This is a genomic window from Actinomadura chokoriensis, assembly GCF_039529475.1.
Taxonomy (GTDB): domain Bacteria; phylum Actinomycetota; class Actinomycetes; order Streptosporangiales; family Streptosporangiaceae; genus Spirillospora; species Spirillospora bangladeshensis.
The window spans coordinates 19664-44739 of record NZ_BAAAMW010000027.1 but is presented as its reverse complement, the minus strand read 5'-3'; the positions used below and the strand labels follow the sequence as shown (position 1 = coordinate 44739).

Annotated in this window: 24 protein-coding genes; 9 read left to right on the top strand and 15 right to left on the bottom strand. The window is 73.9% G+C overall.

Annotated features, from left to right (window positions below; genetic code table 11):
• Positions 1 to 363: 363 nt before the first annotated feature.
• Positions 364 to 2025 carry an acyl-CoA dehydrogenase family protein gene (locus ABFX46_RS36840; protein ID WP_346048615.1) on the bottom strand — a complete coding sequence of 554 codons (1662 nt, stop codon included), beginning with the start codon at positions 2023 to 2025 and terminating at the stop codon, positions 364 to 366.
• Positions 2026 to 2172: 147 nt separating this feature from the next.
• Between ABFX46_RS36840 and ABFX46_RS36835 the strand changes: the two genes are divergently transcribed.
• Positions 2173 to 2883: a DUF1707 domain-containing protein gene (locus ABFX46_RS36835; RefSeq protein ID WP_346048614.1), complete on the top strand. Its 711-nt coding sequence runs from the start codon at positions 2173 to 2175 to the stop codon at positions 2881 to 2883.
• A 3-nt stretch (positions 2884 to 2886) separates the two neighbouring features.
• On the opposite strand, the gene ABFX46_RS36830 is transcribed toward ABFX46_RS36835, so the two are convergent.
• From ABFX46_RS36830 to ABFX46_RS36805, 6 genes are all read right to left on the bottom strand, one after another.
• Positions 2887 to 3102, bottom strand: coding sequence for a hypothetical protein (locus ABFX46_RS36830; RefSeq protein ID WP_346048613.1), 216 nt, complete (start codon positions 3100 to 3102; stop codon positions 2887 to 2889).
• A 109-nt stretch (positions 3103 to 3211) separates the two neighbouring features.
• Entirely contained in the window at positions 3212 to 3946 is a 735-nt protein-coding gene (locus ABFX46_RS36825) for a sirohydrochlorin chelatase (RefSeq protein WP_346048686.1), read from the bottom strand.
• Between the two features lie 11 nt (positions 3947 to 3957).
• Positions 3958 to 4668: a phosphoadenylyl-sulfate reductase gene (locus tag ABFX46_RS36820; protein WP_346048612.1), complete on the bottom strand. Its 711-nt coding sequence runs from the start codon at positions 4666 to 4668 to the stop codon at positions 3958 to 3960.
• Positions 4665 to 4832 (bottom strand): hypothetical protein, encoded by a 168-nt coding sequence (locus ABFX46_RS36815; RefSeq protein ID WP_021599342.1) that lies wholly within the window; start codon positions 4830 to 4832, stop codon positions 4665 to 4667. Before ABFX46_RS36815 ends, ABFX46_RS36820 begins: the two co-directional genes overlap by 4 nt.
• 16 nt (positions 4833 to 4848) lie before the next feature.
• A complete protein-coding gene (locus ABFX46_RS36810; protein ID WP_346048611.1) occupies positions 4849 to 6501 on the bottom strand; it encodes a nitrite/sulfite reductase in 1653 nt (550 codons plus the stop codon).
• Between the two features lie 289 nt (positions 6502 to 6790).
• Positions 6791 to 6958, bottom strand: coding sequence for a hypothetical protein (locus ABFX46_RS36805; RefSeq protein ID WP_346048610.1), 168 nt, complete (start codon positions 6956 to 6958; stop codon positions 6791 to 6793).
• A gap of 220 nt (positions 6959 to 7178) precedes the next feature.
• On the opposite strand from ABFX46_RS36805, the gene ABFX46_RS36800 reads away from it, so the two are divergent.
• Genes ABFX46_RS36800 through ABFX46_RS36790 form a run of 3 tightly spaced genes read left to right on the top strand, consistent with a single transcriptional unit; the run spans position 7179 to position 10015 of the window.
• The gene (locus ABFX46_RS36800) at positions 7179 to 8243 is read left to right on the top strand and encodes a YihY/virulence factor BrkB family protein (RefSeq protein ID WP_346048609.1); all 1065 of its coding nucleotides are present in this window, start codon (positions 7179 to 7181) and stop codon (positions 8241 to 8243) included.
• 27 nt (positions 8244 to 8270) lie between these two features.
• A complete protein-coding gene (locus ABFX46_RS36795; RefSeq protein ID WP_346048607.1) occupies positions 8271 to 9269 on the top strand; it encodes a phosphotriesterase family protein in 999 nt (332 codons plus the stop codon).
• A 35-nt stretch (positions 9270 to 9304) separates the two neighbouring features.
• Entirely contained in the window at positions 9305 to 10015 is a 711-nt protein-coding gene (locus ABFX46_RS36790; RefSeq protein WP_346048606.1) for a phosphoribosyltransferase, read from the top strand.
• A gap of 289 nt (positions 10016 to 10304) precedes the next feature.
• Here the strand turns inward: ABFX46_RS36790 and ABFX46_RS36785 are convergent, their stop codons facing one another.
• The 4 genes from ABFX46_RS36785 to ABFX46_RS36770 all read right to left on the bottom strand — a co-directional run bounded on the left by ABFX46_RS36785 (position 10305) and on the right by ABFX46_RS36770 (position 14029).
• The gene (locus tag ABFX46_RS36785; protein WP_021600082.1) at positions 10305 to 10601 is read right to left on the bottom strand and encodes a WhiB family transcriptional regulator; all 297 of its coding nucleotides are present in this window, start codon (positions 10599 to 10601) and stop codon (positions 10305 to 10307) included.
• Between the two features lie 184 nt (positions 10602 to 10785).
• The gene (locus ABFX46_RS36780; protein ID WP_346048605.1) at positions 10786 to 11691 is read right to left on the bottom strand and encodes a ferredoxin family protein; all 906 of its coding nucleotides are present in this window, start codon (positions 11689 to 11691) and stop codon (positions 10786 to 10788) included.
• A 125-nt stretch (positions 11692 to 11816) separates the two neighbouring features.
• On the bottom strand, positions 11817 to 13364 hold the full coding sequence (locus tag ABFX46_RS36775) for a glycerol-3-phosphate dehydrogenase/oxidase (RefSeq protein ID WP_346048604.1): 1548 nt from the start codon (positions 13362 to 13364) through the stop codon (positions 11817 to 11819).
• Between the two features lie 56 nt (positions 13365 to 13420).
• Entirely contained in the window at positions 13421 to 14029 is a 609-nt protein-coding gene (locus ABFX46_RS36770; RefSeq protein WP_346048603.1) for a TetR/AcrR family transcriptional regulator, read from the bottom strand.
• A gap of 64 nt (positions 14030 to 14093) precedes the next feature.
• On the opposite strand from ABFX46_RS36770, the gene ABFX46_RS36765 reads away from it, so the two are divergent.
• The 5 genes from ABFX46_RS36765 to ABFX46_RS36745 all read left to right on the top strand — a co-directional run bounded on the left by ABFX46_RS36765 (position 14094) and on the right by ABFX46_RS36745 (position 20985).
• Positions 14094 to 15791, top strand: a complete 1698-nt coding sequence (locus tag ABFX46_RS36765; protein WP_346048685.1) for an FAD-binding oxidoreductase — start codon at positions 14094 to 14096, stop codon at positions 15789 to 15791.
• Positions 15792 to 15795: 4 nt separating this feature from the next.
• A complete protein-coding gene (locus tag ABFX46_RS36760; RefSeq protein WP_346048602.1) occupies positions 15796 to 16671 on the top strand; it encodes a diacylglycerol/lipid kinase family protein in 876 nt (291 codons plus the stop codon).
• Positions 16672 to 16988: 317 nt separating this feature from the next.
• Positions 16989 to 18509, top strand: coding sequence for a metallophosphoesterase family protein (locus ABFX46_RS36755; RefSeq protein ID WP_346048601.1), 1521 nt, complete (start codon positions 16989 to 16991; stop codon positions 18507 to 18509).
• Between the two features lie 161 nt (positions 18510 to 18670).
• Complete coding sequence (locus ABFX46_RS36750; RefSeq protein ID WP_346048600.1) at positions 18671 to 19168, top strand: DUF4234 domain-containing protein; 498 nt, start codon at positions 18671 to 18673, stop codon at positions 19166 to 19168.
• Between the two features lie 134 nt (positions 19169 to 19302).
• A complete protein-coding gene (locus tag ABFX46_RS36745) occupies positions 19303 to 20985 on the top strand; it encodes a bifunctional 3'-5' exonuclease/DNA polymerase (RefSeq protein WP_346048599.1) in 1683 nt (560 codons plus the stop codon).
• Here ABFX46_RS36745 and ABFX46_RS36740 read toward each other — a convergent pair.
• The 4 genes from ABFX46_RS36740 to ABFX46_RS36725 form a co-directional block, all read right to left on the bottom strand.
• A complete protein-coding gene (locus tag ABFX46_RS36740; RefSeq protein ID WP_346048597.1) occupies positions 20967 to 21812 on the bottom strand; it encodes an ABC transporter permease in 846 nt (281 codons plus the stop codon). The genes ABFX46_RS36745 and ABFX46_RS36740 overlap by 19 nt on opposite strands.
• The gene (locus tag ABFX46_RS36735) at positions 21809 to 22591 is read right to left on the bottom strand and encodes an ABC transporter permease (protein ID WP_346048596.1); all 783 of its coding nucleotides are present in this window, start codon (positions 22589 to 22591) and stop codon (positions 21809 to 21811) included. Before ABFX46_RS36735 ends, ABFX46_RS36740 begins: the two co-directional genes overlap by 4 nt.
• Positions 22588 to 23577: an ABC transporter substrate-binding protein gene (locus tag ABFX46_RS36730; RefSeq protein WP_346048595.1), complete on the bottom strand. Its 990-nt coding sequence runs from the start codon at positions 23575 to 23577 to the stop codon at positions 22588 to 22590. Before ABFX46_RS36730 ends, ABFX46_RS36735 begins: the two co-directional genes overlap by 4 nt.
• A 168-nt stretch (positions 23578 to 23745) precedes the next feature.
• The gene (locus ABFX46_RS36725; RefSeq protein WP_346048593.1) at positions 23746 to 25023 is read right to left on the bottom strand and encodes a flavin-dependent oxidoreductase; all 1278 of its coding nucleotides are present in this window, start codon (positions 25021 to 25023) and stop codon (positions 23746 to 23748) included.
• Between the last annotated feature and the right edge of the window lie 53 nt (positions 25024 to 25076).

The window sequence follows — 25076 nt, the reverse complement described above, 5'->3', positions numbered from 1 at the left end:
GACATGAGCCGTGGCCCTGCACGAGGTGACCGGGCCCCTGGTCTCGGGCAAGACCGCCGACGTGCCCGACCACGTCGCCACGGCGTCACCGACTACGACCTGATCCGAACAACGCAGCCGCAGTGAGGGATCCCCATGAGCACACATGCTGCTTGATCTGAGCAGACGTCGACTTCGGCAAGCGCGGCCTTGTGGTTACACAATGCAATCGAGTAATGGTGGCGCAAAGGTGCATTGGATGCCGTTGGCACGATGCGCAGTTGCTGCTAGCGAGTTCACTAGCGGATGATCTTGCTCGGGGGTGACTGTGAGTGGGTCGGTGGGATGGCTTGGTGGGTCTGGTTGGCGATCTTGGGGGCGGGGTCAGCCGAGTTTGGGAGTAGCTCGGTCGATGATCGGGGCGAGGTCCAGGCCTGGGGGAAGGGTGCCGTAGGCGGCGCCCCAGTCGCCGGACAGGCGGGTGGCGCAGAAGGCGTCGGCGATGGTCGGGTGACCATGCCTGACCAGCAGCGATGCCTGCAGGACGAGGGCTAGGCGCTCGGCTACGCGGCGGGCGCGGAACTCGATCGTCGCGGTGTCGGCGAAGGCGTCCTTGGCCTCCTTCACGGCTGCGTCCAGGCGCGGGTCGACGCCGCGGGCGAGCTCGACTTCCTCGAAGAAGGCCTCCAGCGTCTGCGGGTCGCGTAGGATTGCACGCAGGAGATCGAGCGCCGCGACGTTGCCTGAGCCCTCCCAGATGGAGTTGAGGGGGGACTCGCGGAACAGGCGGGGCATGCCGGAGTCTTCGACGTAGCCGTTGCCGCCCAGGCATTCGAGGGACTCGGCGGCGTGCGCCGGCCAGCGCTTGCAGATCCAGTACTTGCTCACGGCGAGGGCGAGGCGCTTGAAGGCCGTCTCGGACGCGTCGCCGCGGACCGAGCGGTCGGTGGCGCCGGCGAGGCGCAGCATCGTGATCGTGGCCGCCTCGGACTCGACCGCCAGGTCGGCGAGGACGTTGCGCATCAGCGGCTGGTCGATCAGGTACTTCCCGAACGCCCGCCGGTGCGCGGCGTGGTGGGCGGCGGTCGTGACGCCGAGCCGCATCCCGGCCGCCGCGCCGATCACGCAGTCGAGCCGGGTCATGTTGACCATCTCGATGATGGTGCGGACTCCGCGGCCCTCGTCCCCGACCCGCCAGGCGACCGCGTTCTCGTACTCCACCTCGGAGGAGGCGTTCGACCTGTTGCCGAGCTTGTCCTTCAGGCGCATCAGGCGGAGGGGGTTCAGGGTGCCGTCCGGCAGGACGCGGGGGACGAGGAAGCAGGTCAGGCCTTCCGGCGCCTGGGCCAGGGTGAGGAACACGTCGCACATCGGGGCGCTGGTGAACCACTTGTGGCCGACGAGGAGGTAGCTGCCGTCCGGCTGCGGCGCGGCCTGCGTGGTGTTGGCGCGGACGTCAGAGCCGCCCTGCTTCTCCGTCATCGACATGCCGGCGAGGAGCGCGTTCTTGGTGAGCGGCGCGCGGAGCCCGAAGTCGTACTCGCGCTTGGCGAGGAGCGGCTCGTACTGGGCGGCGAGGCCGGGGGACTGCCGCAGCGCGGGGACGGCCGCGTACGTCATCGAGACGGGGCAGCCGTGGCCGGCGTCGACGCGCCAGGTGTAGAACTTTGCGGCGCGGGCGACGTGGGCGCCCTCGCGGGCGTCGGCCCAGGCCGAGCCGTGCAGGCCGTGCGTCACGGCGACCGTCATCAGCTCGTGCCAGGACGGGTGGAACTCGACCTCGTCGATCCGGTGCCCGTAGCGGTCGTGCGTGCGCAGGACGGGCGGGTTCTCGTTCGCGAGCCGCCCCCATTCCCGGGCCTCCTCGGTGCCCGCCAGGCGGCCCAGCTCGCGCACCTCCGGCTCGGCCCAGCCCGCGCCCTCGCGCGCCAGCCCGTCCAGCAGGACGGCCTCGTCGGCCACGTCGTGCCCGGTGAGCGGGGGAACCTGATTGACCACCTCGTGCGTCACCGTGCCGCCCTCCACAATCCGTCCGCGAACGTTCACGCCGTTGCCGTGCAGGATACAGAACAACGTTCGGACGGCAGATGATCATGCCTGGACCGGGGCCGGAGGTCCATCCTCCTGAAGTGGTGGGACGATCTCGTTCCCCCGGCGGATTGTCGCGCGGCGGCGGGGGCATACCTTCGAGGTATGAGTCAGTCCAGCCCGCAGCCCGAGCGGCCCTGCCCCGGCCGCCCGCCGGCCCGGCGGCAGGACGCGCGGCCCGACCGGCCGGTCCCCGGACCCCGCGACGCCCGGACCGCGCCCGGCGCCGTCCGGGCCTCCGACGCCGAGCGCGAGGCGGTGGTCGAGCGGCTGCGGATCGCCTCGGTCGAGGGACGGCTCACCTTCGAGGAGCTGACCGAGCGCACCGAGGCCGCCTACGCGGCCGTGAGCCGCGGCGACCTGGAGCGCATCACCGCCGACCTGCCCGGCATGGGCGCCCCCGGCGCGAACCCCGCGCCCGCCCAGGTGAAGCGCCGGTTCAGCGCCGTCATGGGCGACTGCAAGGAGCGCATCGTCGGCCGCATCGACGGGCCGCTGGAGGCGGTGTCGGTGATGGGCGACGTCGTGCTCGACCTGCGCGGCGCGCAGGTCACGACCGGCGAGGTCAGCATCTCCGCGACCGCCGTGATGGGCGACGTCAAGATCATTGTCCCGGACGGCGTGAGCGTCGAGCTGACCGGCCACAACTTCCTCGGCGTCCGGAAGGTCAACGTCCGCGACCCGCACCCCGGCGCCCGCGTGCCCGTCGTCCGGGTCACCGCGACCGCCGTGATGGGCGACATCAAGATCGTCGACGACGAGCACCACGCGCCCGTCCGCCGCGCCATCGCCGAGTGGTGGAAGGACGGCAGGTAGGCCTCAGCGGCTGGCGTCGCCCCGCTCGGCCTCCTCGACCCCCGCCTCGTCCGGCGGCAGCGTGTCGGGATGCTCGTACCGCACGCCGGGCGTCCCCGTCCCGCTGGTCTCCTCCCCGTCCGGCACCGTGCGGCCGCGGGCGTCGGAGCGCCTGTTCACCGGGGCGAACTCGCGGTCGTGCGTCTCCTCGGGTTCATGCCCGAGATCCTCGCGCTTCATGGCACCCCGCATACCCGGCCGCCGGGACGCGAATCGGCGACTCGTTGAACTGCGGCGTGTTGTTGTTATCCGCAACCGCATAACAACAACACGCCGCAGGTGAACGGAGCTAGACGGCGGTGGCGGTGCGGGGCGTCGCGCGCGCCTCTTCGTGGCGGTGGACGATCAGGTGCGCCAGCTCCGGGGCGGCGCCCAGGGCGGGGGAGACCGCGGCGGCGCCGGCGGCCAGGGCCTCGTCGCGGACCTTGTCGGTGAAATATCCGGGCGCGAGGAAGTACGACGCGACCGCGACGCGCGGGGCGCCCGCCTCCAGCAGCGCGGCCACGGCCTCGCCCGGCTTCGGGCCGGTCGCCGACGCGTACGCCGGGACGACGTCCCGCCAGCCGCGCGGGCGCCACTCGCGGGCGATCCGGGCGACCGTGGCGTTGGCGGACGCGTCGCTGGAGCCCGCCGACACCAGGACGACCGCCGTGTCCGGGTCGCCGGGCTCGACGCCCGCGTCCGACAGGCGGCGCTCCAGCGCCCGGACGAGCAGCGGGTGAGGCCCCAGCGTGGCCGCCGTCCGCAGGCGCAGCCGGGGGTGCCGGGAGCGCACCCGGTTCAGGACGCCCGGAAGGTCGGTCTTGCTGTGGTAGGCGGCGGTGAGCAGGAGCGGCAGCACGACCGCCTCACCGTGGCCGTCCCGGGCCAGGCCGTCCAGGAGCCGGTCCGGGGTCGGCGCGGCGTGGTCGAGGAAGGCGGCGTGCACGGGCACGTCCGGGCGGAGCGCCCGGACGGCGTCGAGCAGCGCGGTGACGGTCGCGGCGGCGCGGGGGTCCCTGCTCCCGTGCGCGACCGCGACCATCGGGGGAGCGCTCACAGGTGGATACCGCACTCGGTCTTGCCCATCCCGGCCCACCGGCCGCTGCGCGGGTCCTCGCCGGGCGCCACCGGACGGGTGCACGGCGCGCAGCCGATCGACGGGTAGCCGTCGTAGTGGAGCGGGTTGACCAGCACCCCGTTGTCCTCGATGTAGTTGTCCATGTCCTCCTGGGACCAGTCCAGGATCGGGTTGACCTTGACCATGCCGCGCTTGCGGTCCCACTCGACGACCTTCCGGTCGCGGCGGCTCGCGGTCTCGTCCCGGCGGATGCCGCTGAACCAGGCCATGTAGCCCTCCAGCGCCCGGCCGAGCGGCTCCACCTTGCGCAGGTGGCAGCACAGGTCGGGGTTGCGGCCGAACAGCCGCGGGCCGAGCGCGGCCTCCTGCTCCTCGACGGTCCGGGACGGGGTGACGTTGATGACGTTCACCGGGTAGACGGCCTCGACCGCGTCCCGCGTGCCGATCGTCTCGGCGAAGTGGTAGCCGGTGTCGACGAACAGGACGTCGATGCCGGGCTTCACCTTCGACACCAGGTGGATCAGCGCCGCGTCCGACATGGACGAGGTGAGGCAGATGCGGTCGCCGAACGTGGCGACGGCCCACCGGATGACCTCCAGCGTGGGCGCGCCCTCCAGCGCGGCGGCGGCCGATTCGACGATATCTTCCAGATCAAGGGTCGGCCGGTCGGTCTCCAGAAGAGTCACCGAGGGATCTCCTTGCTCGCGGTGCGGGGGGCCCCGACACCGAGGAACTTCAGCGTGAAGGATCGAAGGCAGTCGGGGCAGAACCAGGAACCGTGCTCTTCGCGCGGCTCCAGATTCTCTTCGCCGCAGTACGGGCAGTAGAACGGCGCCATGCGCTCGCTCATGCGAGGACCGCCCCGCTCACTTGAGGTCGGCGTCGTCGGCGCGGTTCGCCCAGTCGGCGAAGGTCTCGCCCTCGGCGCGCTGCTCGTCGAACCTGCGCACGACCCGCTCGACGTAGTCGGTCAGCCCGGACGAGGTGGTCTTCAGCCCGCGGACCTTCTTGCCGAACGACCGGCCGAGCCGCCCGCCCAGGTGGACCTGGAAGCCCTCCACCTGGTCGCCGTTCTCGTCCACGACCAGCTGGCCCTTGAGGCCGATGTCGGCGACCTGGACGCGGGCGCAGGAGTTCGGGCAGCCGTTGATGTTGATGGTCAGCGGCTGCTCGAAGTCGGGGAGCCGCTTCTCCAGCTCGTCCATCAGGTCCATGGCGCGCTGCTTGGTGTCGACGATCGCGAGCTTGCAGTACTCGATGCCGGTGCACGCCATCATGTGCCGCCGGAACGTGGACGGGCGGGCGTGCAGGTCGTGCTCGGCGAGCGCCTCGACGAGCGCCTCGGTGTTCTCCTCCGGCACGTCCAGGATGATCATCTTCTGTTCGAGCGTGGTGCGGACCCGGCCCGAGCCGTAGCGGTCGGCCAGCTCGCCGATGACGCCGAGCAGCTCGCCGTTCAGCCGGCCCACCCGGGGCGCGAACCCGACGTAGAAGTTCCCGCCCTTCTGCGGGTGGACGCCCAGGTGGTCGCGGTGGACGTCCGGGGCGGCCGGCTCGGGGCCGTCCGGCAGCGCGTACCCGAGGTACTCCTTCTCCAGCACCTCGCGGAACTTCTCGGTGCCCCAGTCCTTGACCAGGAACTTCATCCGGGCGCGGCTGCGCAGCCGCCGGTAGCCGTAGTCGCGGAAGATCGAGGTGACGCCGTGCCACACCTCGTGGGCCTGCTCGGGCTTCACGAACACGCCGAGGCTCTGGGAGAACATCGGGTTGGTGGACAGCCCGCCGCCGACGAACAGCTGGTAGCCGGTCTCGCCCTGCTCGTTCACCACGCCGACGAACGCGATGTCGTTGATCTCGTGGACGGTGCAGTGCGACGTGCAGCCCGACAGCGCCGTCTTGTACTTGCGCGGCAGGTTGGAGAACTCGGGGGAGCCGATGTAGCGGTCGTGGATCTCGCGGAGCTGCGGTGTCGCGTCGATCACCTCGTCGGCGGCGATCCCGGCCAGCGGGCAGCCGATGATCGTGCGCGGCACGTCGCCGCACGCCTCGGTGGTGTGCAGCCCGACGGCGGCGAGCGCCTCCCAGATCGCGGGGACGTCCTCGATGCCGACCCAGTGCAGCTGGATGTTGTGCCGGTTGGTGATGTCGGCGGTGCCGCGCGCGTACCTGGTGGAGATGTCGGCGATCGTCCGCAGCTGCGGCCCGCTGAGCTGGCCGCCGTCGATGCGGATCCGCATCATGAAGTAGCGGTCCTCGAGCTCCTCGTCGGTGAGCGCGCCGGTCTTGCCGCCGTCGATGCCCGGGCGCCGCTGGGTGTACAGGCCCATCCAGCGGAACCGGCCGCGCATGTCGGACGGGTCGATCGAGTCGAAGCCCTGCTTGGAGTAGATGTCGATGATGCGGCGGCGGACGTTCAGCCCGTCGTCGTTCTTCTTGTTCTCCTCGGTGGCGTTGAGGGGTTCCCGGTAGCCGAGGGCCCACTGGCCCTCGCCCTTCTTTTGCTTGATCGCTGGTGGCACGGCGCGCGTCCTCGTCTGTTGGTCGTGAGGGGACGCGTAGCGCACCGGCAGTCTCGGACGGCCGGCTCAACGCTGAGCAGGATCAGGTCAAAGGTGTCGCCGATGCACCACGCGCCCGCTGAGCAGGGGGCGTGGTCGGGGCGTCACCGACAGATCGCGCTGCGGACGCGCTGGAAATCCACGTGGCGGCGCTTGGCCAGCAACGGGTCCGCGGCAGTCATACTCGAACTCTGACACGAGGTCTCGCGGCATGTCCAGTTGCGTCTGGGATACGGACACGTGAGATGCGTCATCCCTGCCGCCGCCAGTTCACCCCGGGCTCGCCGTCCGCGCCCGCCCGGCGCCCGGCGCGGCGCCGCTCCTCCGGGGTCGCGGGCGGCGGCCGGTGCTGGCAGTCGCACCACGACCCGCCGCGGCACTCCTCGTGGCGGCGCTCCCGGCAGGGCGGGCAGATCATGCCCCCATTGTCCCCCATCGCGGCGGATGCACTCGTTGATCATGGTCCGGACGACGTTCCGGGCCGTCTGACCGGGTATGGGCAAGGCGATGGACGGGGGAGCGGGCCCGCGGCGGAACGGCCGGGCGGGGGAGGCGATATGCACGCGACGCGCGGAGCGGACCACTGAAATGGGCGATGCGGCATGTTCCGGGCGCGTAACGCTCTACGGTGGGGCGGTGTGACGACCGTCTCCGACGCCGAGGGCGTCCCCTCGGCCGGGGACTCCGACTCCGAACGGGGCCCGCGCGGCCCCCGCCCGAACCTGCGCGGCCGGCTGTCCGCGGGCGCCCGGTCGGCGGCGCGCACCGCGGGCCGGTTCTGCTGGCTGCTGGTCAAGGGCACCGCGGTCGGCGCGTTCCGGTACCGGGTGACCGGCCTCGCGGCCGAGGCGGCGTTCTTCGCGCTGCTGTCGCTGCCGCCCCTCGTGATCGGGCTGATCGGCACGATGGGCCACCTGCGCGGCCTGTTCGGCACCGACACCGTGGCCGAGATCCGCTCCTGGGTGATCGAGCAGGCGCGGACCGTGCTGACCGGCCCCGCGGTCGACACGGTCGTCGTCCCGCTGATCGACGACGTGATCCGCGGCGGCAGCCCCGACATCGTGTCCGTCAGCTTCCTGATCTCGCTGTGGGCCGGGTCGCGGGCGACGAACGTCTACGTCGACACGATCACGATCTCCTACGGGCTGTCCGGCGTGCGCGGCGTGATCCGCACCCGCACGCGCGCGTTCGTGCTGTACCTCATCGGGCTGCTGGTCATGCTGATCGTCATCCCGATGCTGGTGGCGGGGCCGGCGCTGGTGCGGCAGGCGCTGCCGGAGAGCGCCGAGGCGGTCCAGCTGCTGTACTGGCCGGTGGTGGTGATCCTGTCGATCCTCTTCCTCGCGCTGCTGTACCACATGAGCGTCCCGGTGCGGACGTCCTGGTGGCGCGAGGTGCCCGGCGCCGTCCTGGCGCTGCTGATCTGGATCCTGGGCAGCGCGGGCCTGCGGCTCTACCTGGCCGGGTCGCTGAGCGGCGTGTCGGTGTACGGGTCGCTCGCGGCCGCGATCGCGGTGCTCGCCTGGCTGTACGTGGCGGCGCTCGCGGTGCTGATCGGGGCCGCGCTGAACGCCGAGATCGACCGGCTGTGGCCGAGCGGTGACACCGCCCGTGCGCGCGCCGTGCGCGAAGCGCAGGCCACCCAGGTGCCCCGCGACCAGGGGACCACGGGTAAAAACAAACCCGAATCCGGCTCTGAATAGGCCAAACATGTCGTAACCTCGCGTGTCATGACCCCCAGTGAGGAGACTCGCCGGCTGCGGACCGTGACCGGCACGATCGCCACGTCGGACATCACCGGGCCGGTGCTCTCCCACGAGCACCTGCAGATGGACCTGCGCTGGCCGGCGCGCCCCCAGCTGGTCGGCTCCGACCCCGGACGCTGGCTGGACGAGGAGAAGGGCGTCCAGCGGGAGCTGTCCGCGCTGCGCAAGGAGCGCGGCCTCGGCCTGGTCGTCGACCTGACGTGCTCGGGCATGGGCCGCAACGCCGCCGCGCTCGCCCGGATCAGCGCCGGCGCCCGGGTGGCCGTGGTCGCCGGGACGGGCGTGTTCACCGAGCCGTTCCACCCGGCGTTCGTCCGCGAGGCCCTGGCCGCCGGAGGCCAGGCGGGCACCGGCCCGGACGGCGCGACCGGCGTCGAGCGGCTCGCGGAGCGGCTGCTCGCCGAGGTCGGCTTCGGCATGGACGGCACCAACTGCCTGCCGGGCGTCATCGGCGAGATCGGCACCTGGGGCGAGGCCCCGTCCGAGGCCGAGGAGCTGTGCCTGCGCGCCGCCGCGCGGGCCGCCCGCTACTCCGGGCTGTCGGTGGCGACCTACGGCCGCGCGGGCCTCGCGCAGCTGGAGATCCTCACCGCCGCCGGGCTGTCCCCGGACCGGGTCGCGGTCGGCCAGCAGGACCGGGTGGACGACCCCGGCCAGCACCGCAAGATCGCCGAGACGGGCGGCTACGTGTCGTTCGGCACGCTCGGCCTCGCCGGCGAGGACCACGCCGCCGTCGGCCGCCGCGTCCGCTGCGTGATGGACCTGCTGGAGGCCGGGCACGCCGACCGGGTGCTGCTGAGCACCGGCGTCTCCCGGATGGCGCAGATCGGCCGCTACGGCGGCGCCGGCTTCGGCTACCTCTTCGAGACGTTCCTGCCCGCGCTGCGGGCCGCGGGCGCCGACGACGCCACCCTGGACGCGGTCCTGCACGACAACCCGCTGAGGTGGCTCACGGGTTCGTGACTGGGTAGGGGTGCCCTCGGAAGGGGGTGCACCCCATGTCCCGGAACAGATCCGCGCGGGAGGACCTCCAGCGGGCGGAGACCGTCCGGCTCCCCTACACCGACCGCGCCGAGGCGGGCCGCGTGCTCGCCGAACGCCTCGTCCCCCTGGGGCTGGAAGGGGCGGCCGTCCTCGCGCTGCCGCGCGGCGGCGTCCCCGTGGGCTACGAGATCGCGCGGCGGCTCGGCTCCCCGCTCGACGTCCTGGTGACCCGCAAGATCGGGTACCCGCCGCAGCCCGAGCTCGGCGTCGGGGCCATCGCCGAGGGCGGCTCCCCGGTCTTCGACGGCGAGCTGCTGGCCCGGCTCGGGCTCGGCGAGGACGACCTGGCCGCCACGGTGGCCACCGAGCGCGCCGAGCTGGACCGCCGCGTCGCGGCCTACCGGGGCGGCCGCGGGCTGCCCGAGGTCGCCGGGCGCCCGGTGATCGTGGTGGACGACGGGCTCGCGACCGGCGGCACCGCCCGCGCGGCGGTGCGGGCGATGCGCGAGCGGAGGCCGTCCCGGCTGGTGCTGGCGGTGCCGGTGGGCGCCGCGGAGACCGTCCGCGCGCTGGCGGCCGAGGTGGACGACGCGGTCGTCCCGGCGGCGCCGTGGGAGTTCCGCGCCGTCGGCCAGTGGTACCGCGACTTCGACCAGCTCACCGACGAGGACGTGACGGCCTGGCTGGAGCGGGCCTGGCGCGACGGGGGCGGCGGACCCGGATGAGCCCGCCCGGCGGGGGACCCGAGCGGCCGCGCCGGCGCGGGTGGAATGGTGCGCGGCGGATTTTCGTGAAAGGGCTACATCGCGGAGCCCTTTGCGGTAAAAGGCGTCCGCGGGATTCTCGTGGTCCGATGTGACCGTGTCGTGATGCAGATGTGACGGCGCGGCCCGGCCCGGCCGGGAGAGGCCGGGCCGGGGCAACGCAAACGGCCCCGCAGTGCGGGGCCGTGTCGTTTTTCAGGTGGCGTGCCGGGGATTGCGATGGGAGCGTTTCGGCGGCCTTCGCGCTCGGTCAGGCGGCGTTGGCGCGACGCATCCGGCGACGGCGCTCGGACGCGCGCTCGTCCTCGTTCAGACCGCCCCACGTGCCGTACTTCTCGGGCCTGGACACCGCGTAGTCCAGGCACTCCGTGCGGACCGGGCAGCCCATGCAGATCTGCTTGGCCTTGCGCTCGCGGATCTCGCGCTCGGGCTGGCGCTCGCCGTCGGGACCGAAGAAGAGGACGAGGTCTTCCCCCCGGCACGCCGCGGCGTCCTGCCAGCCCCAGCTGGGACGAGGGAGGTTTGCCTGCCGACGTACCTGAGCCATGGAACACCCACCTTGATTGGTTTCGAACAAAATCGGGACATGGACGCTCGACGTGCTTCGGGTGACATGAGTCAGAAGCGCCGAATGTTCCAACGTCTGGAGTTGCCGCTCTGTTCCCCGTCCGGTTACTCCGGAAACCTGGGGACGTGCGACACGGAGGCCCTCGAATGGGGCCTCAAGGAGATTACACGAGGGCCGCCTCGTTGAGAAGGGTGAGTTCCCTAACAACATGGGTTCGCAGGTTCTCCCCGCAGTCCGGCCCGCACGGATCGGCCTGCTGGACGGCCTCCAGGGCCACCCGGTAACGGCTCTGCCGCGCGACAACGACCGCTTCGTACCGCGATGTCCCGGTGAGCGATTCGACGGTCACCTCGTCCACCCCGAGGAATCCGGTGTGCGCCCGGACGAAATGCTCGGCCGCCTGCGCCGGCTCGGGCGTCCCGGCCCGGCCGCGGAACCGGTCGAGGACGACCTCGCCCCGCAGATAGGCGTCCACGGCCCGCACGGCCTCGGTCTCGCCGAGGTCGCCGTAGTAGAGCCCGTGGGGAAGACACACCAAATTCGCCGCAAATCGGTCGCCGCCTACATGGGTGGTCTCCCAGACGAGGCGATCGAAACGCGTGGCGAGCGCGCGGGCCAGCGGGGCCCCCGTACGCGCGCAGCAGGCGTTGTGCCGGCCGTGCGTGCAGGCCAGCAGCAGCGGCTCGGCCACCGGCCCGCCGAGCCCCGGCGAGCGGCCCTTGGCGAGCGCGGCCAGGTCGAGCGACGCCAGCTCCGCCGGGTCGGCCAGCTCGCGCCCCTCCATCCAGACCTCGCCGCCGCTCGAGAACGCGGCGTAGACCTGGATCGGCGGGGTGGCGCGGCGGCGCCCGGGCCGCCGGATCAGCTGCGGCCGGACGCCGGCCCTCTTCGCGGCGCGCACCGCGTCGCCCACCGGATCGGGGCTGGGCAAGTCGGTGACGTCCTCCGGCCAGGGGCCGGGGTGCTCGACGAGCAGCCAGGCGCGCGCCTTCGTGGTCGCGCTCGCCAGGCACGGCCGCTCGCCCGTGTGGCTGCCAGGGCAGTGCCCGCAGCCCTTGCCGCGCGTCAAATGATCCCCCCGGTCGATCTTCAATCGATTAGGTAAGGGTAACCTAACGGGTCGTCGTCAAGCCAGGTGGGGGGAGACGGCAGGGGTGACAGAGGTCTCAGTGACCGGGGTCCGGCCGCTCGGGCTCAGTGCAGGGCGGCGTCGGGCAGCAGCGCCTCGGCGGCGGGCAGCGCGGCCTTCCGGTCGGCGGCGACGAGGCCGATCCGGGTGCGGCGGTCCAGGAGGTCGCCCGCGTCGAGGGCGCCCTCGTGCCGCACGGCCCAGGCCAGCTCCGCCCCGGTCACCGGCAGGTTCGGGAGCACCGGCTCCAGCAGGGCCGGGTCGTCCCGGCCCAGCGCGGTCAGCAGCGGCGCCTCGGTCCCGTACCGGTGGACGAGGCGGGCCGGCGCGTCCAGCGCGTCCAGCCGGGCCCGTGGAGCCGCCCCGACGAGCGGGAGGCGGGCGGTGCGGCTCGGCCCGGCGGTGAGGCCGCGGGCGCGCACGGCCGCGTCCACGGCGTCCTGCGCCATCCGCCGGTAGGTGGTGAGCTTGCCGCCGACGATCGTGACGACGCCGTCGCGCGAGGTCAGCACCGCGTGGCGGCGGGAGATGTCGGCCGTGTCGCGGCCGTTGCCCACGTCCAGCAGGGGGCGCAGCCCGGCGTACGCGCCGACCACGTCCGCGCGGCGCACCGGGACGTCGACGGCGGAGCCGAGCACGTCGAGCAGGAACCCGATCTCGCCCTCGGTCGGCTCGGGCACGTCCGGGATCGGCCCGTCCGCCGGCTCGTCGGTGAGGCCCACGTAGACGCGGCCGTCGCCCTGGGGGAGGACCAGCATGAACCGGGCGCCGCCGCCCGGGATCGGCACGTGCAGGCCGGCGGACAGCCCGCGCAGCGTCTCCGCCCGCAGCACCAGGTGGGTGCCCCGCGACGGGCGCAGCCGCACCCCGTCCACCAGGCCGCCCGCCCAGACGCCGGCCGCGTTCAGCACCGCCCGCGCCCGGACGGTGAACTCCCGCCCGGTCAGTTCGTCCCGGACGAGGGCGCCGTCGCCGGTCAGCTCCACCGCCCGGCACCGGGTGAGGATCCGGGCGCCGTGCCCGGCGGCCGTCCGGGCGAGCGCGGTGACCAGGCGCGCGTCGTCGCAGAGCTGCCCGTCCCAGGACAGCAGCCCGCCGCGCAGCCCGAGCGGGCGCAGCGCGGGCGCGAGCCGCAGCGTCTCGACCGCCGACAGCCGGCGCGGGCCGGGCAGCACCGAGCGCGGGGTGCGCGCGGCGAGCCGCAGCAGGTCGCCGGCGCGCATCCCGCTGCGCGAGACGGCCGCCTGCGCCCGCGACACCAGCGGGGTCAGCGGCAGCACGAACGGGAGCGCGCGCACCAGGTGCGGGGCCGTGCGGCGCATCAGCACGCCGCGCTCGACCGCGCTCTCGTGCGCCACGTCCACCTGCCCGGACGCCAGGTAGCGCAGCCCGCCGTGGATCAGCTTGGAGCTCCACCGGGAGGTGCCGAACGCCAGGTCGTGCGCGTCGACCGCGGCGACCGACAGCCCCCGCGACGCGGCCTCCAGCGCGGCGCCGGCCCCGGTCGCGCCGAGGCCGACGACCAGCACGTCCACCACCTCGTCGGGCAGGGCGGCGAGCTCGCGTTCGCGGCGCGCCGCGTTCAGCGACGTCCGCGGGTCCGGTCCGGTCATCAGGGTTCCTCCGTACGCGCCGCCGCCGTCCGGCGGAGGCGATGGGTCGGGCGGGCTCAGGGCGCGAGCATCCGGTCGAGGACGTGGCGCAGCTCGGCGTCGAAGGCGTCGGAATCGAGGCCGGGGTCGGCGTCGTCGATCATCGTCGGCGCCGACAGCGCGTAGGACTGGACGACCAGCAGCAGCGCCCGCGCCTGCCGGGCGGGATGGCCGGGGCGGATCGTCCCGTCGGCGTGCCCGGCCGCGAGGGCCTCCTCGAACCACGCCAGGAACGCCAGCTGGCTGGCGCCGCAGCGGTCCAGGACGTAGGGGAGCAGCAGCTCCGGGTCCACCTCGATGATCTTGCGGAGCAGGGGGTGGTCGCGGAACGTGCGGACGCCGGCGACCAGGCCGTCCACCATCCGGGGCCGGACGGGGCGGCCGTCGTCGGGCGGCTGCAGCGCCGCGCCGATGCCGGTCCACTCGCGGGTCATCAGGTCCGCGACGATCGTGCGGACGTCCGGCCAGCGGCGGTACAGCGTCATCCGGGAGACGCCCGCGCGGCGGGCGATGTCGGTCAGCGTGGTCCGGCGCACCCCGACGGCCAGCACGCAGTCGCGCGCGGCGTCGAGCACGGTGTCGTCGGCGGTCCGCGCCGCCGTCCTGTTGTGACGATTCGACGTCATGTGTCACAGTGTAAGCCCAAGCGATGGGACGGGCGGAGAGGGAGGCGGCGTGGAGACGCGGGACATGCTGTGGAGCGGCTGGGGGGACCCGGCCCGGGCCGAGCCGCTGCCCGGCCCGACGGCCGGGCTGCTGCGCGATCTGCTCGGGGTGCGGCCCGCCGCGGCGCCGCCGGTCGGGCTGGCGGCGGTGAAGGTCGACGCGCCCCGGCTCGCGGGCGAGGACCTGACCGCGCTCGCCGCGATCGTCGGGGACGGCAACGTCCGCGCCGACGCGGAGACGCGGATCCGGCACATGCGGGGCAAGTCGACGCCCGACCTGCTGCGCGCCCGCGCCGGCGAGACCTCCGACGCGCCGGACGCGGTGGTGCTCCCCGGCTCGCACGGCGAGGTCCTCGCGGTGCTGGAGGTGTGCGCCGCCAAGCGGATCGCGGTGGTGCCGTTCGGCGGCGGAACGTCGGTGGTCGGCGGCCTCGCCCCGGAGGGCGTGGACGGCTTCGTCGCCCTCGACCTGCGGCGCATGGACCGCCTCGTCTCGGTCGACGAGGTCTCCCGGACCGCCGTCCTGCAGCCGGGCCTGCGCGCCCCGGCGGCGGAGGCGCTGCTGGCCGAGCGCGGCTTCACCCTCGGGCACTTCCCGCAGTCGTTCGAGTGGGCGTCGATCGGCGGGTTCGCCGCCGCGCGGTCCAGCGGGCAGGCGTCCGCCGGGTACGGGCGGTTCGACGACATGGTCGTCGGCCTGACCGTGGCGACGCCGACGGGGGCGCTGGAGGTCGGCCGCGCGCCGAAGTCCGCCGCGGGGCCCGATCTGCGGCAGCTCGTCCTCGGCTCGGAGGGCGCGTTCGGCGTGATCACGTCGGTCACCGTGCGGATCCGGCCCGTCCCGCAGGCGCGGGAGTACGAGGGCTGGCGGTTCGCCTCGTTCGGCGAGGGCGCCGCCGCGCTCCGCAGGCTCGCCCAGGACGGCCCGCTCCCCACGGTGCTGCGCCTCTCGGACGAGACCGAGACCATGGTCGGGCTCGCCGACCCCTCGGCCATCGGAACGTCGAGCGGGGCTCGTCCTCTGGATGGCGAGTCGTCGGGCGGGGCTCGTCCTCTGGATGGTGGTGGGCGGGGGCTGGAGGACGGTGGGCGGGGGCTGGAGGACGGTGCGAAGACCTCGTCGGCGGGGTGCCTGGCCGTGGTGGGGTTCGAGGGCGCGCCGGACGACGTGGCCGCCCGCCGGGCCAGGGCGGCGGACGTGCTCGGCGCCGCCGGGGGCGAGCCGCTCGGCACCGCGCCGGGCGAGAAGTGGGAGCACGGCCGCTTCAACGCCCCCTACCTGCGCGACTCCCTGCTGGACGTCGGCGCGTTCGTCGAGACGCTGGAGACCGCCGCGTTCTGGTCGGACGTCCCGAAGCTGTACGAGGCCGTGCGGCACGCGCTGATCGGGACGCTCTCCGGAGCGGGGAGGCCGCCGCTGGTCATGTGCCACATCTCGCACGTCTACGAGACCGGCGCGTCCCTGTACTTCACCGTGGTGTCGGCGCAGGGCGAGGACCCGGTCGAGCACTGGGCGCACGCGAAGCGCGCCGCCAACGACGCGATCATCGGGGCCGGCGGGACCATCAGCCACCACCACGGCGTCGGCACCGACCACCGCGACTGGTATGCCAGGGAGATCGGGCCGCTGGGCGCCGCCGTGCTGCGTGCCATCAAGGACCGGGTCGATCCGGCCGGGATCCTCAACCCGGGCGTCCTCGTCCCGCCGGCCCCGGAGGAGTAGCCGCATGCGCGCGTTCACCGCGATCGTCAACCCGGCGGCGGGCGGTTCCGCGTCCTGCCTGATGCCGCTCGGGCGGCTGCTGCGCGAGGCGGGCGCCGAGCTCGACGTCGAGTACAGCCGCAGCATGGAGCACGCCGCCGGGGTGGCCCGCGCCGCGGCCGGGGCCGGGCGCGTCGTGCTCGGCGTCGGCGGCGACGGCATGGTCGGCTGCGTCGGCGGCGTCCTCGCGGGGACCGACGCCGTCTTCGGCATCGTCCCCGCCGGGCGCGGCAACGACTTCGCGCGGCAGCTCGGCGTCCCGTCCGACCCGGCGGAGCTCGCGCCGCTGCTGCTCGAAGGGGAGCCGCGCGCGGTGGACGCCATCGAGGCCAACGGGACGCCCGTCCTCGGCAGCGTCTACGCCGGCATCGACGCGATCGCCAACGACAACGCCAACAAGACGCGGCTGCTGCGCGGCTCCGCCGCCTACTACGTGGGCGCGCTGCGGGCGGTCCTCTCCTGGCGGCACGCCGACTACGTGATCACCGTGGACGGCGAGCCGCACCGGCGCGAGGGCTACACCGTCGTCGCGGCGAACTCCGGCTACTACGGGTTCGGCAAGCACATCGCCCCGGACGCGCGCGTGGACGACGGCCTGCTCGACGTCGTCATCGTCCGCAAGGCGCCGCGGACGCTGTTCTTCGCCGTGATGCGCGAGCTGGCGGACGGGTCGCACGTCCGGCGCCCCGAGGTGGAGGTCCTGCGCGGCCGGGAGGTGCGGATCGAGCTGGCCGGGCCGCCCGGCCGGACGCTCCCCTACGGGGCGGACGGCGAGCTGCCCGGCGTCCTGCCGGTCACGGCGAAGATCATGCCGGGCGCGCTGCGGGTGCTCGCCCCCTGAGGTTTTGGCCCGCCGTTTGGGGCGGTTTACGCCACCATTACGGCCCTCCGTATAGCGTCAGTTACGTCCCGCTTTCGGGACCTTGGGGCCGTCTGCGGAGGCATCATGAGAGGCGACTGCACGCTCGCCGTTCTGGGGGGACTCATGATGCCCGCGGCCGCCCCGGACGTGGTGGCGCCGGCGTCCTTGGGGGTGGCGCCGGCGTCCACCACGCGCACGTCTGCGCGGGCCCGCGAGCGGGGCCCGCGCCCGGCTTGACGCGGAGATCGCCTCCGGACAGTCTGTGAGGATTCCCTCACCGCAGCCGGAGGCGTTCCGTGTCCGAGGTTCCACCCGCGCCCGACAACTCGCGGACGTCCGAGGAGGGCGCGGGCTGGAGCTGCGGAAGACCCGGCACGTTCAACGAGCTGCTGCCCCCGCGCGTCCCCGACTTCTCGTGGCGGCGCCCGTCGGTGCTGTGGCGGTCCCGCAACGACGTGATCGCGCGGCTGTTCGGCGACCCGTCCGACGCGATCCGGCGGCGCTGCGTCGCCGCGCTGCGCGAGCGCGGCACCCCGGCCGCGTTCACCGTGCACCGCTCGGCGCCGGAGTTCTCGTTCGCGCTGCTCGGCGACACCGGTGAGGGCGACCGGTCGCAGTACGCGGTGGTGCCGCCGCTGCTGCACGCCGCCGCCGGCACCGACTTCATGATCGTCGCCAGCGACGTGATCTACCCGACGGGGGACGGGAGCCAGTACCCGGAGAAGTTCTTCCGCCCCTACAAGGACTACCCGGCGCCCATCTACGCCGTCCCCGGCAACCACGACTGGTACGACGGGCTGCGCGGCTTCCTGCACGTGTTCTGCGGCCTGGACGCCGACTGCTCGCCGCCGCCCTGGCGGGGCCCGTTCGCGTTCCTGCCGCGGCTGCTGTGGCGCCACTCCGGCACGATCGAGCCGGAGGTCCTCGCCGAGGCCCGCCGCACGTTCCGCGGCGCGCCCGGGCAGCAGGCCGTCCAGCCGGGGCCGTACTGGGCGATCGACACGCCGTCGCTGCGCATCATCGGCATCGACACCGGGATCACCGGCGGACTCGACCGCGACCAGGGCCGGTGGCTGCGCGCGGTGTCCGGTGGCCCCAAACCCAAGCTGCTGGTGACCGGAAAACCCCTGTACGTGGACGACGAGCACCGGCCGGGGCCGATCGAGGGCGGCGGCACGGTCGACGAGATCGTCCGCGACCCGGCCCACCACTACGTGGCCGCCATCGGCGGCGACATCCACAACTACCAGCGCTACCCGGTGCGGACGGACGACGGCCGGACGATCCAGTACATCGTGTCGGGCGGCGGCGGCGCCTTCATGCACGCCACCCACACGATCCCCCGGACGCACGTGGTGGAGGAGAACCAGTTCCGCTGCTACCCGCTGCGCGGCGACTCCCTGTCCCGCTACAGCAAGCTGTACGGGCGCTGGCTGCGGCTGCCGAAGCTGTTCGAGCTGACCCCGGAGGAGGCCACCGCCGCCGTCCGGTACCGGCTCGGCATCCGGCCGGGGCGCGGCTACAGGGCGGCCCGGGACGACCGGCCCTCCCGCCGCGCGCGCTTCGTCGCGTCCGTCCTCGGCGTCCCGCGCGACGGCCGCCGCCGCCCCCGGTTCCTGCGGCTGCCGGTGCACCGGCTCCCGCAGCGCTTCCGCTCGGAGCTGGCCGACTGGGACAGGCCGCCGTTCTTCAAGAGCTTCCTGCGCCTGGACGTGACGGAGGAGCGGCTGCGGATCCGCTGCTACGCCGCGACCGGCTGCGGCGACCACGAGGCGGCGCCGCCGTGCGAGGACGAGGTGACGATTCCGCTGCGGTAGCCCGTCGACCCGGCGAACATGCCGGGAAAGTGTCCACAATCGGCGTTTTGTGCGCTCGACGTGGCCGCATGCCGTTACAGTCATGCCACAAACCCCACGGGTGAACGGTTACGGACGGTCGGCCGGAAAACGACCGCGTCCCACAGGAAGAGCGAGACTCGATGAGTTACCCCCAGCAGGGTCAGGGCCAAGCCCAGCAGCCTTACCAGGGCGGCTACGCCCCCGCCCCTGCACAGCAGGGCGCCCCCGCCGCCGTCGGCGCGGGCCACAACATGAAGCGCCGCAACCCGGTCGGAGCCTGGCTCGGCCTCCCCCTCATCACCTTCGGCATCTACGGGCTCGTCTGGTTCTTCAAGGTCCACGACGAGCTGCACCAGTACGACCGCCGCATCGACAACGCCGCCACGAACGCGCTGCTGTCCATGCTGTTCGGCGCCATCACGCTCGGCATCTGGCCCCTGGTCATGTACGTCAAGCTCGGCGGCCGCATCGCCCAGGCCCAGCGCGCCGCCGGCCTCCAGCCGAGCTGCAGCGGCGGCATCGCCTTCCTGCTCGGCATCTTCGGCTTCGGCGTGCTGTACTACCAGATCCAGCTGAACAAGGTCGTCGACCGCTACGGCGACACCCCGGCCGGCCAGCAGGTCTCGCTGGTCGCCTGATCCACCGATCGCATCGGGGCTACGGCCCTGGCCCCCGCTGAGAGATCACACCGGAACCCCTTCGCGGATCACCCGCCGCGGAGGGGTTCCGGCGTGCCGGGCGTTCTGTCGGTGGGCACCGCCAGAATGGACGGGTGAGGATCGCGGTGGCCGCCGGGCCCGGCGGCGGGGGAGCGCTGCGGACGCTCGCCGAGGACGGCACGCCCGCCGCCCCCGCGCGCCCCGTCCCCGACCTGGTCGCCGCGATCGCCGAGCAGGAGCGCGCCGCCGCGCCGCGCTGGGTGTGGCCGTCCACCGCGCGGCTCTACCCGCGGCTGCTCGGCGCGGGCGTCCGGGTGGCCCGCTGCCACGACCTCGAACTCGTGGAGAGCCTGCTGCTCGGCCACGCCGGACGGTACGGGGAGCCCCGCTCGGTGCGCGCGGCCTGGGCGCGGCTGCGCGGCGAACCGGTGCCGCCCGACCGCCCGCCGCCCGAGGACGAGCCCGCCCAGGCACCGCTGTTCGACGACGGCACCGGACGCGCCGAGCCCGCCGACGACATCGCGCAGGTCGTCGCGGTGCACGCCGCCCAGCAGCGGGCCGTCGCCGGGCTGGACGGCTTCGCGCTGCTCGCCGCGGCCGAGTCCGCGGGCGCGCTGGTCGCCGCCGAGATGGGGCACGACGGGCTGCCCTGGTCGGCGCACGAGCACGACGCGCTGCTCACCGAACTGCTCGGCCCGCGCCCCACCGGCGGCCTCCGCCCCCGCAGGCTGCAAGACCTCGCCGACCGCATCGGCGCCGCCTTCGGCGCCCGGGTGCACGTCAATCCCGATTCGCCCGCGCAGATCCTCAAGGCGTTCGCGTCCGCCGGGCTGCCGATCCCGTCCACGCGGGCGCACGTCCTCAAGCGGCTCGACCATCCGGCCGTCCCGCTGCTGCTGGAGTACAAGGAGCTGTCGCGGCTGCACACCGCGCACGGCTGGGCGTGGCTCGACACGTGGGTGCGCGGCGGGCGGTTCCGCCCCGAGTACGTGGTCGGCGGCGTGGTGTCGGGGCGCTGGGCGACCCATGGCGGCGGGGCGCTGCAGATCCCGCGCGTGCTGCGCCGGGCGGTCGTCGCCGACCCCGGCTGGGTGCTCGTCGTCGCGGACGCCGCCCAGCTCGAACCGCGCGTCCTCGCCGCCCTCGCCGGCGACCGCGCGTTCACCGAGGCCGCCGCCCACGGCGACCTCTACGCCGCCCTCTCCGACGCCTTCCACGACGACGGCGACGGCGGCCGCAGCGCCCGCGACAAGGCCAAGCTCGCGCTGCTGTCGGCCATGTACGGGGGCGGGACGGGCGAGGCCGTGCAGCTGCTCGCCGTCCTGAAGAACCGGTTCCCCGACGCGTTCGAGTACGTGGAGGCCGCCGCGCGGGCGGGGGAGCGGGGGCACCTCGTCCGGTCCCGGCTCGGCCGCACCTGCCCGCCGCCGTCCGCCGGGTGGCGCGAGCTGACCGCGGCGGGCGACGACGACGCGCCCGCCGCCCCGACGGCGGCGCAGGCGCTGCGCAGCCGGGGCCGCTTCACCCGCAACTTCGTCGTCCAGGCGACCGCCGCCGACTGGGCCCTCGCCCTCCTCGGCTCCCTGCGCCGCCGCCTTACAGCTCTGAGCACGCCCCAACTGGTGTTCTTCCAGCATGACGAGGTCATCGTGCACGCTCCCGCCGCACTCGCCGAGGACGTCACCGCCGCCGTCCACGCCGCCGCCGACGAGGCGCGCCGCCTGCTGTTCGGCGACACCCCGGTCGTGTTCCCGATGGAGGTCGCCGTGGTCGACCGCTACGCCGACGCCAAGTGAGCCGCCCGGTGCCAGCGGAGGGCCCGGCGCTCCACCGCGAGCAGCAGCGCGTTGAGCAGGTAGCCCAGGACGCCGAGCAGGACGATCACCGACCACAGCGTCGGCAGGTCCGACCGGCTCTGCGCGTTGGTCAGCTCGAAGCCCAGCCCGTTGGACGTGCCGGGGAGCAGTTCGGAGAAGACCATCAGGATCAGCGACAGCGACAGCGCGAGCCGCAGCCCGGCGAAGATCTTGGGCAGCGCGGCCGGGACGATGACGAACCGCAGCCGGTCCGGGCCGGACAGCCGGAACGCCCCGGCCGTGTCCATCTGCGTCGGGTCGACCGAGCGCGCCCCGTCCGCGGTGTTGAGCAGCACCGGCCAGACGGCGCTGAACACGATCGACGCCACCTGCATCTGGGTGCCGAGGTCGAACAGCACGATGAACACCGGGACGAGGGCCGGCGGCGGGATCACCCGCGCGAACTGCAGGATCGGGTTCAGGTAGGCCAGCGCCCGCTCGGACCGGCCGAGCGCGAGCCCGAGGGCGATCCCGGCCGCCGCCGACAGCGACAGCCCGAGCGCCATCCGGCCGAGGCTCGGCAGGACGTCCCCGGTCACCTCGCCGGTGAGGAACAGGTGACCGGCGGGGCCGGAGAACCACAGCTCCCGCATCCTGCCGGCGATCTGCGACGGGGGCGGGAAGAACGCGCTGCCGGCCGCCCGCGCGGCCGCCTCCCAGCAGCCCGCCAGGACCGCGAGCGGCAGCCAGCGGCGGGCCAGCGCGGCCGGCAGGCCGCCGAGCCGCGGGGCCGCGGCGCGTCGGGCGGGGGACGGCGCGGCGGTCATCCGGCACCGCTCCGGGTCGCCCGGTGCCAGGCGAAGGCGCGGTTCTCCGCCCGGACGAGCACCGTGTCGATCAGCAGCCCGAGGCAGCCCGCCCACACCGTCCCGGCGAGGACGTCGCGGGTACCGCCCGGCACGTTCCCGGCCTGCGCGATGAAGATGCCGAGCCCCTCCCCGAACCCGGACAGGATCTCGGTGCCGACCGCCAGGATCAGCGCGATCGCGGCGGCGAGCCGCACCCCGGTGGCGATGAACGGGGCGGCGCCGCGCAGCGACACGCGCAGCAGGATCTGGGCCCGGCCGAACCCGAAGGCGCGCAGCGTGTCCTTCGCGACCGGGTCGGCCTCCTCCAGCCCGTACATGGTGTTGAACAGGATCGGCCACGCGGACGCGTAGACGATCAGCGGCACCTCCATGCGCAGGCCGGACCCGAGCACCAGCCCGGCCAGCGGGATCAGCGCGACCGACGGGATCGGGCGCAGGAACTCCACGACGGCCCGGGCGCCGGTGTTCACCGCCGGGACGCTGCCGAGCAGCAGCCCCAGCGGCACCGCGGCCAGCACCGCGATCAGCAGCCCGAGCGCCCACGCCAGCAGCGTCGCGCGCACGTTCAGCAGGAACTCCCGGTCGCCGGCCAGTTCGAGCGCGCGGGCGGCGACGGCGGACGCGGGCGGCAGGTACGACCGGTCGACGATCCCGGCCCGGCCGAGCGCCTCGCTCGCCAGGAACAGCACCGCCACACCGGCGGCGCCCCGCGCCCACCGCCCCCGCCGCGAGATCACGGCGACGGCTGGAACAGCACGGTCTTCACGTCGAGAGGCCGTTGCAGCAGCCCGGCACTCCGCATCATGTCGGCGACCTTCTGCAGGCCCGCCGCGTCGGCCGAGGCCGGATACCCCGGCAGCGTGATCGCCGCGGCGGTCTTCGCGTCGATGCGCGCGTAGCCCGGCACGACCGCCTCCACCTGCGCGCGGTCGCCGGCGGCGAGGCTCTGCGCCGTGGCGATGGCGCGCTGGAACGCCGCCGCCGCCTTCGGGTTCTTCGCGGCGAACTCCTCGGTGCCGACATAGCCGCTGATCGGCAGGTCCGTCACCGGGGGTCCGCCGCCGTCCACGACCACGCGGGCGCCGAGCTTCCTCTTTGCGTCCGTCAGGAACGGTTCCACGATGTGGACGGCGTCCACCTGCTTCTTCTGCAGCGTCGCCGCCATCTGCGGGAACGGGACCGCCACGTACTCGATCTCGGACGCGTCGGCGCCGCCGGCCCTCAGGATCTCGTCGAGCGTCAGCGACTGGACGTTGTTGAGGATGTTGACGGCGACGCGCTTGCCCTCCAGGTCCTTCGCCGTCCTGATCGGCGAGTCCGGCAGGACGACGACGTCCATCATGTGAGACGTGACGGTGGCGGCCCCGGCGAGGACGCGCAGCTTGAGCGTGCCCTTGTCCTGCGCCTGCAGGAACGTCACGTAGTTGGCAGCCGCGATCACGTCCACGTCGCCCTTGGCGAGCGCGGGCAGCGCCTGGATGCTCTGCTGGACGGGCTTGATCCGCACCTTGACGCCCTCGGCCTCGAACAGGCCGCGCTTCTGGGCGATGTAGAGGCCGGCGTCGTCCACGAGCGGGAGCGCGGCGACCGTCAGCGTCGTCTTCTCCGACCCGGAGCCGGACGAGCCGGAGCCGCCGCAGCCCGCGGCGAGCGAGGCGGCGAGGACGAGGGCGGTGGGGAGGAGGGCGGCGGGGAGACGTGGACGACGTCCGGAGAGCCTCATGGGGCTTCCTCTCGGCCTGGCGGGACGGCGGAGGACGATGACCGTGAACGCGCGTAGGCCCGGAGGATAACTCCGGATCATGGATCGGTCACGTGACGAAGAGATCACGGGCGCGGTGAGGCGGACCTCACCGCGCCCGTGGCGGGCCCCGGCCCGGACGCCGTCCCGTCAGCTCGCGGTCGTGTACGAGGGCCGCGTATTGAGCGCCTCGACGTCGTCGAACGACGTCTTGCGGTAGGCGCCGGTGATGGTGGTCAGCTCGTCGGGGGACAGGACGTCCTCGATGCGCTCGAACCCCTGCGGCGCGCGTTCGCTCACGGTGTGCAGGATGCGGTCCGCGGGCATGTCCCGGCAGGCCAGGACGATCGCGTTGACCGGTTCGCGGCGCTCCGCCTCGTAGGCGAGCAGCCCGTCGGCGGGGTCGTCCGCCGCGGCCAGCCGGTGCGCGAGGACCCGCGCGTCCAGGACGGCCTGGGAGCCGCCGTTCGACCCGATCGGGTACATCGGGTGGGCGGCGTCGCCGAGCAGGGTGACGCGGCCGGACGTCCACCGGTCGAGCGGGTCACGGTCGACCATCGGGTACTCCAGGATCTCCGCGGAGCCGGAGAGCAGCGCGGGGACGTCCAGCCAGTCGAACGTCCAGTCCGCGAAGTAGGGGAGCACGTCGCCGAGCCGGCCGGTGCGGTTCCAGTCGGCGGAGCCGGTCAGCCGGTCGGCCGGGAGCTTGACCTCGGCGACCCAGTTGAGCAGGGCCTTCCCGCGCCGCTCGGCGCGCATCGAGATCGGGTAGACGACGATCTTGGACGCGGTGTTGCTGCCCGCCACGGCCAGCGTCCGCCCGGTGAGGAACGGCTCGCCCTCGGTGAGGCCGCGCCACATCCGGATGCCGTTCCACAGCGGCACCGGCTCGCCGGGGTGCAGCTGCGCGCGGACGGACGAGTGCAGGCCGTCGGCGCCGACCAGCACGTCGGCCTCGACGGTCTCGGCGGTCCCGGACGCGCGGTCGAGCAGCCGGGCCCGCACCGTCGCGCCGTCCTGCTCGAAGCCCTCGAAGACGGTGCCGGTGCGGACGGACTCCTTGCCGAGCCGGCCGAGCACCGCGTCCAGCAGCGCCATCTGCAGCTCGCCGCGGTGGATCGAGTACTGCGGCCAGCGGTAGCCGAGCGCGCGGCCGCGCGGCTCGCCCCAGATCCGGCCCCCGTACCGGTCGAAGTGCACCATCTCGGCGGTGGGGATGCCGAGGTCGGCCAGGTCGCCGCCGAGGCCGAGCTCGGTCAGCTCGCGGACCGCGTGCGGGAGCAGGTTGATGCCGACGCCGAGCGGCCGCAGCCGCGCGGCGGAGTCGACGACGAGCGCCTCGATCCCCGCCTCGTGCAGGCTTAACGCCGTGGTGAGCCCGCCGATGCCGGCTCCGACGATGAGTACGCGCATGTCGCGTACGCCCATGTGAACGCCCCTTCGTTCGTAGGGGCGGACCCGGCACCCAGCGTGCCCGGTCC